We start from the raw sequence: 12066 nt of genomic DNA on the forward strand, positions 1-12066 counted from the left end.
GTTTCTTTTAACGAAAGAGCATTGACAATTTTTGATAATTAAATTATGATTATTGTAATTTAAGTATGCATGCTTTTATCAAGCGTGGCATAGAGGTGCAAAATAAAAGATACATTTAATTAGGGAGAATGCCTATTTCAAAGTATGCCGCTATTATTTTAAAGCGGCTAGTTTTTTGCCCATAATTGTGTTAATGATAGGAGGAACATTATGTTAAAAGGAAGACATTTAATCGAACCTGGAGACTTTTCGTTAGATGAAATTGAATCGATTATGCAGCTGGCTGATAATATTATTGCAAACCCAGAGGGTTATTCTTTGGTTTGTAAGGGAAAATTATTAGCCAGCCTTTTTTATGAGCCTTCGACGCGAACACGTTTTAGTTTCGAAGCTGCGATGCTTCGCTTAGGTGGGGAGATCATCGGGTTTGATGACCCCAGTAATTCATCAGTATCCAAGGGAGAGAGTTTAGGGGATACCATTCGGACCATTGAATGCTATTCGGATATTGCGGTGATCCGTCATCCGCGGGAAGGAACCGCGCGTCTGGTATCGAAGTTCGCCAAGGAAATGCCGATTATTAATGCCGGCGATGGGGGGCACGAACATCCAACCCAGACATTGACCGATCTACTGACCATCCGGAAATTCAAGGGCGGATGTGATCATCATGTGGTTGGCGTCTGCGGCGACTTGCTCTTTGGCAGGACCATTCACTCGCTGGTAAAAATGCTGAATCGTTACCAGGGCGTAAAGTTTGTTTTCATCTCACCAAAGGAGTTGCGAATGCCGGAGAATATCCTCGGTCATCTGGATGCGCATGTTTATACAGAAACGGATAATTTGGATGAGGTGATCGGAGACTTGGATATCCTCTATATGTCCCGGGTTCAGCGGGAACGTTTTGTCAGTGAAGAAGAATATCTGCGATTGAAAAACTACTATGTGCTGGATAAAAAGAAAATGAAGAATGCCAAAGCGGACATGATTGTCATGCATCCCCTGCCGCGGGTCAATGAGATCGCCACCGAAGTGGATGATGATCCGCGAGCGGTGTATTTTAACCAGGCGAAATACGGCATGTATGTGAGAATGGCATTGATTGCAAAACTTTTGGGCGTGGAGGATAAAAAATGATAAATGTATCTAAGCTGAAAAAAGGGATCATCATTGATCATATTGAAGCCGGTCATGGTTTCGAAATCTACAAGGAACTGCACCTTAATGATATTGAGGATGTTGTGGTGCTCCTGAAAAATATTCCCAGCAAAAAAATGAAACAAAAAGATCTGATTAAAATCGAAACGGATATGCAAATCGATATGACCGTTCTCGGTTTGATCGATCCCAATGTCACCATCAACTTTGTCAAAAATGGTGAAATGTACAAAAAGATTAAACTGACCCTGCCAAAAGTTGTCAACGGGATCATGAAATGTCGAAATCCCCGCTGCATTACCCAATACGAAACGGTTAAAGAAATAAAATTTTATCTGGTCAACGAAGAGAAAAAACAATACCGCTGTGAATACTGTGATGCATATACAACCTTTATTGAAGAGGACTAAAAAGGAGGATGACACATGAAAACCCTGATCAAAAACGTCGAAATCATTGATGCTGCAGGACAGCGATCTGGCAAGGTATTGATCGAAGATGGGAAAATAAAAAAAGTGTACAAAGAAAAAGGCGTGGTTCGGGCCGCCTATGATGAGGAAATCGACGGCGAAGGGCATGGGCTGATGCCGGGATTCATCGATATGCACTGCCACTTAAGAGATCCCGGGTATGAGTATAAGGAAACCATGGAAACGGGCATGAAAGCGGCTTTAAAAGGCGGATTTACTTCGCTGGTGGCGATGGCGAACACCAAACCCATCATCGACAATGTGGATGCGTTACAAAACAACCTGGATAAGGCTGCGGAGCTTGATCTTTGCCAGCTCATTCAGGTGGCGGCACTGACAAAAGACTTTGGCGATGAGGAACTGGTTGATTTTGAAGCATTGCGTCCGTTTACCAATGTTTTCTCCAACGACGGCGTGTCGGTCATGAATCAGGATACCATGATCAGGGGACTGGCAGCATCGGCCCAGAACGATTTTATTCTGGCGGCCCACTGTGATCCGGAAACATCCTTGGTCCAGCGGGATGTCGAGTTGCTTGAAAAAACCGGCGGCCATCTGCATGTCTGCCATATCAGCAAAAAAGAGACCCTGGATGCGATTCGTGAAGCGAAAGAACGAGGCCTGGATATCAGCTGTGAGGTCACGCCCCATCATCTTTTCGCGTCAGCCATGGAATACCGGGTCAATCCGCCGTTTAGAACCTATCCCGATCGCCGGGCGCTGATTGAAGGAATCAAAGACTGCGTCGTTGATATGTGCGGGACTGACCATGCACCGCATTCCGAGGAAGACAAACTCAAAGGCGCCCCCGGGATCAACAATTTTGAGATGGCGTTTGCGATGTATTACACGGTATTTTGCCAAAATGGGATCGGCGTGGAAAAACTCAGTGAGATGCTCAGTGACGCCCCGGCCAGACGGATGGGTTTAAAGGCCGGACTGATTAAAGAAAAATATCCGGCGGATCTGGTTCTGGTTGATCTGAACTGGGAAGGCAAAATCAATCCTAAAGATTTCATTTCAAAAAGCCGGAACAATCCTTTTGGCGGCGAAACCCTTAAGGGGAAAGTACTAATGACGATGGTGAAGGGAAACATAAAATATGATGATAATAGATCGGCTCTATAAAGACGCCATAAAGAAAGGTCCGATTTGTGTCGGACTGGATACAACGCTCAAATTTTTACCGCAGTATCTAATTGCAAAGGACTGGTCAGACGGTGAAAAAATTACGGAATTCAACAAGCAGGTGATCGATGCGACCGCGGATCTGGCAGCAACCTACAAAGTTCAGATTGCCTGTTACGAATCCCTTGGTCTGGACGGACTGAAGGCTTACAGCGAAACGGTAAAATATGCCCGCAGCAAGAACATCATTGTGATCGGCGATGTGAAGCGGGGGGATATCTCTTCCACCGGGGAACAGTACGCCAAAGGTCATTTCACCGGCGATTTCGAGGTGGATATCATGACCGTCAATGCCTATATGGGCGAGGATGCAGTATCGCCCTATTATTCCTATATTAAAAACAGCGATAAAGGCATTTTTGTGCTGCAGCGCACCTCCAATCCCTCAGCAGTTGATCTGCAGAACCTGAAAGTGCAGGATGATTTTATTTACGAAGTGATGGGCGACAAAATTGAAGCCTGGGGCAGCGAATTCAGAGGCGAATGCGGATTCAGTTCCATCGGCTCGGTTGTCGGACTGACCCGTCCGGATGAATTTGAAGCGATTCAAAATCGCTGTCCGCACACCTTCTTCCTGGTGCCCGGTTACGGCGCCCAGGGCGGCAAAGGCGAGGATATCGCTGAAATCCTGAAACGGTCGCGCTGTGCGGTGGTCAACTCATCCCGCGGTCTGATCACCGGCCATCAGAAAGCTGGCTGTGAGGATGAAGGGTTTGCTGAGCACATCCGCAATGCGACGCTGGCAATGAAGGAGGACATTCTTAAATGGCTGTAGTCTTAAGCAATGAATTTGTCAGTCGGGGGATTTGCCGGATGACGGTTGCGTTTAAAGGCGACGTGTTGCCCGGACAGTTCTTCATGCTGCGAGCCTGGGATAAAGACCCGTTGTTGTCGCGGCCGATCAGCGTTCATGATTACGAGGACGGCAAACTGACATTCCTGTACCAGGTGGTCGGAAAGGGCACCGAAATGCTCTCCCGCTTAACACCACAGAGTGATGTGACGCTGCAGGGCCCACTGGGCAACGGGTTTCCCCGGATCACCGGAGACCTCTGCGTGGTCGGCGGGGGCATCGGGATTGCGCCGCTTTACTATTTGGTCAAAAACTACCGGAAGCACAATCCGGATGGAAAATGCCGGGTTTATCTGGGCTTTCGGGATGTCGCCTATGGTGTGGAAGACTTTGAGCAGGCGGCGGATGAAGTGAATCTGGATATCGGCGGCATCATCACCGACCAACTGCAGGTAGCATCCGGCGAGGTCGTTGTGACCTGCGGACCGGAAGTGATGATGAAGTCGGTGGCGAAGGTCGTACCGGCCGAAAACCGGGTTTACGTATCCCTGGAAGCGCACATGGCCTGCGGCATCGGTGCCTGTCTGGGCTGTACCTGCGCGACAAAATACGGGAACCGGAAAGTCTGCCAGGACGGCCCGGTGTTTTTGAGAGATGAGGTGTTTTATGTCTAAACAACTCGCAACGAAATTTGGCGAGATTCTTTTCAAGAATCCGGTCGTTCCGGCCTCCGGCACCTTCGGTTTCGGCCGTGAATATGAAGCCTATTATGATCTGGAAAAACTCGGGGGACTCTGCTCAAAGGGACTGACACTGGAACCCAAACCCGGAAATTCCGGCATCCGCCTCTGGGAAACGCCGGCCGGCCTGATGAACAGCATCGGCCTGGAAAACCCCGGTATCGACGCTTTTATCGAAAAAGAATGGCCGCATCTGAAAGAACTGGATACGGTCACTGTCGTCAATGTGGGTGGCAAGGATGAGGAATCCTATCTGCAGGCAATCGAAAAGCTCAATGCCATCGAGGTGAAGCTGATCGAACTGAATATTTCCTGCCCCAACGTCAAAGCCGGCGGGATGGCCTATGGCATGAAAGCCAAAACGGCCGGGGATATCACCAAGAAGGTCGTTAAGCTTTCTAACCATCCGGTTATGGTCAAGCTGTCTCCCAACGGCGACTCGGTTGCGGACATCGCCAAAGCCTGTGAAGAGTCCGGGGCGCTGGGCATTTCACTGATCAACACCGTTCAGGGCATGGCCATTGATTACAAAAAGAAGGCCGTTGTTTTTGACAATCTCTATGCCGGTTTGTCCGGTCCGGCCGTCAAGCCGATTGCGCTGCGGATGACCCACCAGGTCTGTCAGGCGGTGAAAATACCGGTGATGGGCATGGGTGGAATCAGCACCTGGGAAGATGCGCTGGAGTTTATCATGGCGGGAGCAACCTGCATTCAGGTCGGGACCATGAACTTTGTCAATCCCCTGGCACCGCTTGATATCATCGACGGACTACAGGCTTATTGCGAAAAAGAAGGACTTGCCAACATCGCGGAAGTCCGGGGAATTTTCTAGTTAACGGTCGAAAAACTTGGGTATTAAAAGAAACGAGCGGACTGATACTGCTGTATCGGTACAATCACACCAGCTTTGATAGGTTTGAAATGAAACGGCGATTGAATAACAAAAAGTGTTGATGAAAATCGCCTAAATTATAAAGAAATGAGGAATTGAAATGAGTCAGGAAGTTTTGAAAATATTAAAAGAAACCGATGCGTTTTTGGAAGGACATTTTTTGCTGTCATCCGGAAAACACAGTGATCAGTATGTACAGTGCGCAAAAGTGCTGCGTTTTCCAGATCAGGCGGCCAAAGTGCTGGCACCAGTTGTGGCACAGCTGAAAGCGCTGGAAATTGACAAAGTGGTCGGACCGGCCATGGGTGGCGTTATCGTCTCTTACGAAATTGGCCGTCAGCTGGGAAAAGAATCGATCTTCACTGAACGAAAAGACGGCGAGATGCAGCTGAGAAGAGGCTTTGAAATCAAAAAGGGTGACAAAGTCATCATCACCGAAGATGTTGTAACTACCGGTAAATCCACCATCGAAACGAAGAAAGTACTGGAGGCGATGGGGGCAGAAGTGCTTGGCGTTGCCTGCATCGCTGACCGCCGTGCCCAGGGTGTCGAAATCGACATGCCGATCTACTCCGCCATCAAGCTGGAGATCACGGCCTGGGATGCCGAAGACTGTCCGGTCTGTAAAGCAGGGAAAATCGATCTGGTTAAGCCCGGTTCCCGGGGAAACGCTTAATTATTCAAGCCGGTTGCTGAAGTACAAAAAGGTATAAAAAGCCGATGCGGACTGGTTGTGCCATTGGCTGAAATAAAAATCAGGAGGAAACAATATGAAAAACAAAAAGATTATCGCGTTGATCAGTAATGATTTTGAAGATCTTGAATTGATGTACCCCGTGCTTCGTCTGCGCGAAGAAGGCGTCACTGTTCATGTTGTGGGAGAAGCGGCCGGCAAAAAGTACATTGGAAAATATGGCGTGCCCTGCGTTTCCGATTATGCTTTTAGCGATGTTAATCCGGAGGATTACGATGGCATTCTGGTGCCCGGAGGCTGGGCTCCTGATGCCCTCAGACGGTTTCCGGTTGTTCTGGACATGGTTCGGAACATGGATATGAGAAAACGCGTGATTGGCGAGATCTGCCATGCAGGATGGGTGCTGATCTCGGCAGGGGTACTCAATGGCGTCAATGTCACCAGCACCCCCGGTATCAAAGACGACATGCGAAATGCCGGCGCCATCTGGCATGATGTGCCATCGATCATCGACGGGCATATCGTTTCAAGCCGCCGTCCACCCGATCTGCCCGACTACATGAAGGATTACATAAAAGTGCTGAGCGAACAGGCTTAGAGAACATACAAAAGGGGCTTTGTAAATACCTCTTTGAGACTGTATATGGGCACTAACGTAGTACCGACAATTATTACATCGTGTTGTCTGCATCAAGGCGAACAGGCGATAGCCTGTACGAATTGCAAGCAGACAACTGATTAACAATTGTCGGTACGAGTTTAGTGGCAATCTGAATGGTGGGCTTTAAGCCCCTTTTGACAGCAAAAACGCATTTTATTTGGCGGTATAGATGCTGATGGCATCGCTCATAAACTGAGCCAGTCCATCGCAATGTGCGTCGATGTTTGTTTTGAAACGTTCGTCATTGATGTACATCAGGCCTAATCCGGCGAGAATTTCTTTGGTGCAGTCGTAGTAATGCCGGCAGATGTGTTGCTGCCACTGCGCTACCAGATCCTGTACCACCGCATCTTCGGGTGCTTTTTTTATGTTTTTTACAAAGCCGGCGTAGATGTTTTCAGCTTCGGTATGGATTTTTTCCCAGTTTTCTTTGGTATAGCCGTTCGTTTTTTTCTGGCTTTGCTCGTAAGCGGTGGTCTGTCCCCATCTTTCTTTCACTTCTTTTTCATAGGTTTTTTTTGTGTCTTCGATTTCTTTCATATCAAATGGTTTAAAACTCATGTTTTCTTCTCCTTTTATTTTTTTATCCAGTAGATTAATAAGGCTGTCCAAACGATTCCGCTTGAGCAAAAGAAGGTTACGATGTTTTTTAAAGGAATCAATTTGATCATAATTCGGATCCGAAAGAATATGCTTGATTTCCTGGATTGGAAAATCCATTTCCCGGAGAAAAAGAATATTCTGTAGTCGTTTGAGATTGGTTTCATCGTAGTATCGATACTTGTTTTGAGCGATTTCACCGGGAACAAGAATTCCTTCACTGTGATAGAAGTGAAGGGTGCGCACACTGACGCCGGTGAGATCGGCAACTTCTTTTACTGTCATTTTCATTTGATGACCTCCTTACAAAAACAATGATAAACTATCACCTTAGGTGAGAGTCAAGTAGTTTTGGAAAAAAATCAAAAATAAAATGGGCGAGTGAATTCTGGTGAAGTGGGTATAATACAAAAAACTCAAAAAGTCAGGAGGAAAAAGAATGTTTTGCAAAAAAAATGAGGAAACTCAATGTTGCGTTGCTACCAACAAAGAAAAAATTATTCCCTGTGCTTTGGGGATTATTTCTGGCATTTTTATAATTGTCGGGATCATTTTAGGCCATAAATTCTTGTGTAAAGAAAAGCCGGAAGAATTTTAATCGCAAACCAAGACTTATCCGCGACCAGAACCAAGCTGCTGTTTTTGGCGCAACCTAAAAATTGTCCGTCTTGCTGCTTTTAATAATCAGCAAGACGGACAATTCAATCAGTGGTGTGCTGAGACGGGTTCTGTTTGGAGATTAAAGACCCATTTCCATTTTTACCGGGTATTTCTGTTTCAGTTCATCAACGCGGTGGATGAAAGCGCGGTTTTGTTTTTCTCTTAATAAGAAATTACGGACGTTTTCTTTAACCGCATCAAAAGGAATGGTTTGCTCTGTTTTTCGATCGGTCAGTTTAATGATATGATAGCCAAACTGTGTTTGCACCGGAATTTCTGTCATTTCATCAATTTCCAGCGCAAAGGCTGCGGTTTCAAATTCCGGTACCATTTGGCCCTTGGAAAAATAGCTTAAATCGCCCCCCTTGTCTTTAGACGGACACGTTGAATATTCCTGTGCGGCCGCTTCAAAGGATTTACCATTTTTAATTTCCGCGATAATGTCGATTGCCTGTTGTTCGGCAGGTAAAAGGATATGACTTGCACGAATGCTGTCAGGTGCGATAAACTGATTCGGGTTTTCGTTGTAGAACGTTTCAATTTCATCGTCCGCAACGGTGATATCCATCATGAATTTAGCAATCATATGTGTTTTCAGAAGTTTTTCTTCGGCATCGATGAGCATTTTTTTGAATTCTTCGCTTTCATCGGCTTTTTTTTCTTTGCCTTCTAAATAAAAAAGCTCCTGCGCAACAAGTTCTTCCAATAATTGTCGACGACCTTCATGGGACGTGAACTGATTTGCCTGCTCCTGTGGTAATTGTTGGATTAAGGCATCTAAATCCGAGGTGTAAATGGTTTTACTACCTACGGTAGCTAACGGGGTTTTTTCCATAATTATCTCCTTGCAAATTAATTTGTTTTATAAGAATCATAGCCTGTACGATGTTTTTTGTCAACATGTTGATGGGTAAATGCCAGGATTGCTGTTGGCGTTTAAGCAGGAAAATTAATGAAAACTTAATGGATTAAGAAAAGCACCGCTCTTTTCTTGACAATTTTCTTGAAGAAGGCTATACTTCATTCAAGTAGTTAGGTTAAAACTAACTAATAAAAACAGTTAGGTGATATTATGACATGTAAAAAGAATGAATTATATCAGGCCTACCATAAATTGCTTCAGATGGAGTCAGACATTCATGAGAAACAAGCGTGTCAGGCACAGGATATAACAATCAAACAGGTATATTATCTGCGCATCATCGATAAGAATTATCGGGTGACATTCAGTCAGCTGGCTCAGGAAACATGTAATTCAAAGCCGACGATTACAGAAGTCATCAGTAAATTCATATCAATGGGCTGTGTTTATCGCGAGCGTTCGCCAGAAGATGGCCGGGTTTTTTTTATTTATCTGACACCCAAGGGCAAAACCATTGCCAGAGCGGAAGAAAGTACGCAGATACGTTGTGTCGAACGTATCACTGAGAGTCTCACCGATGAAGAACTGGATCAATTAATCACTTTACTAAACAAAATCCTTTAAAACAAATATAAGGCTAGAGGATTTAGGAGGAAAAAAATGAACGTACTGGAAATCAAAAATGCACCATTAATCCCAATTACGGAAACTGTCATTTATCCTGGTATTTCGACTCGGATTTATGTGAATGATGATATAGGCAACAATATCAAGGAGCTGATCGTCAAAAACAATACCTTGGCGATCGGGCTGTCAACCAAAGATTATAAGGGCCTGGTTCAATTGACGGCGGATTCTTTCTATCGAATCGGCGTCCTCATGAAATTCGACAATATCCAGAAGTCCGATACCGGGTATATCATCGATATTACAACCATTAATCGGGTGAAAGTATACGATTTTACCTTTGAAGAAAAACAGATTACTGCTTCTTATGCCGATCAGGAAGATATCATGGATATTACTGAAGCTGAAGAACAGGAAATGATTGTCTACATTAAAGGCCTGATGAAGGATTTGAGCACCAAATTCAAAGGAACGGAATACTTTATTACCATTCTCGACGGGCTGCTGTCATTGGAAGAACTGATGGGATATACCGTGCCGATGATGGGAATTCCCTTAAAAAGCAAACAAGGCTTACTGGAAGTCGATTCGATCAAAGAACGGGCACTCAATTTTATTGATTACATCATCCGGGAAAAAGATTCCGTGCATCTGCAGTTGGAAATCAGCAAAAAATATTCGCAAAGAAAAGACAAATCGTATCGCGAAGCCATGCTGCGTGAACAATTGAAAAACATCAAGGCGGAACTGGGAGAAATGGATGCGGATACTGAAGAAGAAACCGATTATCGGACCCGAGTCAATGAATCGGATATGCCGGAAGACATTAAAAAAATCGCTTTAAAAGAAGTGCATAAACTGGAAAATACCCCACAAAACAGTGGTGAAGGCAATGTCATCATGAATTATCTCGATTTACTGCTGGAAATACCCTGGGTGAGTGAAAAGAAAGAAATTGATATCGAACATGCCCGACAGGTGCTGAATTCACATCATTACGGAATTGACGATGTGAAGAAACGAATCATTGAGCATCTTGCGGTCATGAAATTAAAAGAAGATAAACAGGGCTCGATCCTTCTTTTGGTGGGACCTCCGGGAACTGGCAAAACCAGTTTAGGAAAGAGCATCGCGGAAGCGACCGGACGAAAATATGTCAGAGCAAGTTTGGGTGGTGTTCGCGATGAAGCTGAAATACGGGGACATCGAAAAACCTATCTGGGGGCAATGCCGGGACGCATCATCAAGGGCATCTGCAATGCTCAGGCCAAAAATCCGGTTTTTGTTCTGGATGAAATAGATAAAATGGGAATGTCGCATCAGGGAGATCCCGGCTCCGCTTTACTGGAAGTATTGGATCCGGAACAGAATAATTCATTCTCTGATCATTATCTGGAAATTCCTTATGATTTATCGGATGTGTTTTTCATCGCGACGGCTAATGATTTAAGTACCATACCGGCACCGCTGTTGGATCGGGCCGAAATCATTGAGTTATCAAGCTACACGAATGGCGAGAAGAAGCGCATTGCCATTGATCATCTGTTACCAAAAGTACTGGAAGAACACGGGTTGACCAATGACATGCTGCAAATCGAGGAGCCGGCCATTGAAGCGCTGATTGAAAATTATACGGCTGAAGCCGGTGTGCGTGGGCTGACCAAACAACTGGCAAAAATCTCCCGCTATGTATCGGAAAAAATTGTTTCTAAAACAGTCGAAACGCCATTTGTGGTTACAACAAAAAATTTAAATGAGATTTTAGGAAACAAAACAAGACGACATGAAAAAGCCGGCGAAGACAATCGCCCCGGCGTCGTAACCGGGATGGCCTGGACCGCAGTCGGCGGCGAAATTCTGTTCATTGAAGCCAGCTTAATGCCGGGTAGTGGAAAATTGACACTGACGGGACAACTGGGAGACGTGATGAAAGAAAGCGCCACCATTGCGATGAGTCTGATTCGTTCTCATTTAGGAGAACTGGCGGGTGGATTTGACTATTTCAAATACGATACGCATATCCATGTTCCGTCAGGATCGACACCAAAGGATGGGCCTTCGGCTGGGGTAGCATTAACAACGGCGCTGGCATCGCTTATTTTAGGGAAACAAGTGGATTCCAAGCTTTCGATGACGGGTGAGATTACCCTCAGCGGTCAGGTGCTGCCGGTTGGCGGAATCAAAGAAAAGGTCATTGCGGCACAACGCAGCGGCATAAAAACAATTCTTCTGCCAAAAGACAATGAACGGGATGTCCCTGATATTCCGGAGGAAGTGCGCAAGGCCTTGACCATCAAATTTGTTTCAAGTATTGAAGATGTTTTCAAAGCGGCTTTAGGCATTGAAGTGCCGCAACAAAAAGTTGTTTTAAACAAACCCAGTGGGGATTCGAACATTCAGCTGAATATGCAAAAAAATAAATAATGCACAACAAACCCGTACCGACCAATTGTTAATCGGTTGTATGCTGCAGAATCGGACAGGCTATCGCCGTGTCCGCTCTGAGGCATACAACATGATGTAACAATTGTCGGTACTACGTGAGGATATTGTCTACAGTCTCAGGAGCGGCGATCAAGCTGCTCCTGTTTTAATTTTAGACTTTAGTCTGTTGAGCACGCAAAGCGGGCGAAACAATAAACCACCTGCTATGCGGGTGGTGGTCAAAAGGGTTATACCCAAAAATCACCTTTCCATGTAAGATAGAGATGTTCAGGCTCT

The 12066-nt window shown here is 45.4% G+C and carries 13 protein-coding genes; 11 read left to right on the forward strand and 2 right to left on the reverse strand.

Annotation, left to right across the window (positions count from 1 at the left end; all coding sequences use genetic code 11):
- Positions 1 to 210: 210 nt before the first annotated feature.
- The 8 genes from pyrB (at position 211) to GH808_RS13280 (ending at position 6533) form a co-directional block, all read left to right on the forward strand.
- The gene (pyrB, locus tag GH808_RS13245; protein WP_186843270.1) at positions 211 to 1137 is read left to right on the forward strand and encodes an aspartate carbamoyltransferase; all 927 of its coding nucleotides are present in this window, start codon (positions 211 to 213) and stop codon (positions 1135 to 1137) included.
- The gene (locus GH808_RS13250; protein WP_186843271.1) at positions 1134 to 1568 is read left to right on the forward strand and encodes an aspartate carbamoyltransferase regulatory subunit; all 435 of its coding nucleotides are present in this window, start codon (positions 1134 to 1136) and stop codon (positions 1566 to 1568) included. The genes pyrB and GH808_RS13250 overlap by 4 nt, the downstream gene beginning before the upstream one ends.
- A 15-nt stretch (positions 1569 to 1583) precedes the next feature.
- Entirely contained in the window at positions 1584 to 2756 is a 1173-nt protein-coding gene (locus GH808_RS13255) for a dihydroorotase (protein WP_186843272.1), read from the forward strand.
- Positions 2731 to 3591: an orotidine-5'-phosphate decarboxylase gene (pyrF, locus tag GH808_RS13260; protein WP_207722335.1), complete on the forward strand. Its 861-nt coding sequence runs from the start codon at positions 2731 to 2733 to the stop codon at positions 3589 to 3591. The genes GH808_RS13255 and pyrF overlap by 26 nt, the downstream gene beginning before the upstream one ends.
- Positions 3582 to 4283, forward strand: a complete 702-nt coding sequence (locus tag GH808_RS13265; RefSeq protein WP_186843273.1) for a dihydroorotate dehydrogenase electron transfer subunit — start codon at positions 3582 to 3584, stop codon at positions 4281 to 4283. Before pyrF ends, GH808_RS13265 begins: the two co-directional genes overlap by 10 nt.
- Entirely contained in the window at positions 4276 to 5181 is a 906-nt protein-coding gene (locus tag GH808_RS13270; RefSeq protein ID WP_186843274.1) for a dihydroorotate dehydrogenase, read from the forward strand. Before GH808_RS13265 ends, GH808_RS13270 begins: the two co-directional genes overlap by 8 nt.
- Before the next feature lie 160 nt (positions 5182 to 5341).
- Positions 5342 to 5917, forward strand: coding sequence for an orotate phosphoribosyltransferase (gene pyrE, locus GH808_RS13275; protein WP_186843275.1), 576 nt, complete (start codon positions 5342 to 5344; stop codon positions 5915 to 5917).
- A gap of 94 nt (positions 5918 to 6011) precedes the next feature.
- Positions 6012 to 6533 (forward strand): type 1 glutamine amidotransferase domain-containing protein, encoded by a 522-nt coding sequence (locus GH808_RS13280; protein WP_186843276.1) that lies wholly within the window; start codon positions 6012 to 6014, stop codon positions 6531 to 6533.
- A 216-nt stretch (positions 6534 to 6749) separates the two neighbouring features.
- On the opposite strand, the gene GH808_RS13285 is transcribed toward GH808_RS13280, so the two are convergent.
- Entirely contained in the window at positions 6750 to 7487 is a 738-nt protein-coding gene (locus tag GH808_RS13285; protein WP_243166221.1) for a MerR family transcriptional regulator, read from the reverse strand.
- Between the two features lie 148 nt (positions 7488 to 7635).
- On the opposite strand from GH808_RS13285, the gene GH808_RS13290 reads away from it, so the two are divergent.
- Complete coding sequence (locus GH808_RS13290) at positions 7636 to 7794, forward strand: hypothetical protein (RefSeq protein WP_186843277.1); 159 nt, start codon at positions 7636 to 7638, stop codon at positions 7792 to 7794.
- Between the two features lie 141 nt (positions 7795 to 7935).
- Here GH808_RS13290 and GH808_RS15455 read toward each other — a convergent pair whose 3' ends face one another.
- Entirely contained in the window at positions 7936 to 8691 is a 756-nt protein-coding gene (locus tag GH808_RS15455; RefSeq protein WP_243166222.1) for a peptidylprolyl isomerase, read from the reverse strand.
- Positions 8692 to 8928: 237 nt separating this feature from the next.
- Between GH808_RS15455 and GH808_RS13300 the strand changes: the two genes are divergently transcribed.
- Positions 8929 to 9342 (forward strand): MarR family winged helix-turn-helix transcriptional regulator, encoded by a 414-nt coding sequence (locus tag GH808_RS13300; RefSeq protein WP_186843278.1) that lies wholly within the window; start codon positions 8929 to 8931, stop codon positions 9340 to 9342.
- Between the two features lie 36 nt (positions 9343 to 9378).
- Positions 9379 to 11769 carry an endopeptidase La gene (gene lon, locus GH808_RS13305; protein WP_186843279.1) on the forward strand — a complete coding sequence of 797 codons (2391 nt, stop codon included), beginning with the start codon at positions 9379 to 9381 and terminating at the stop codon, positions 11767 to 11769.
- Positions 11770 to 12066: the final 297 nt, after the last annotated feature.

Source organism: Acetobacterium fimetarium, assembly GCF_014284475.1.
Taxonomy (GTDB): Bacteria; Bacillota; Clostridia; order Eubacteriales; family Eubacteriaceae; genus Acetobacterium; species Acetobacterium fimetarium.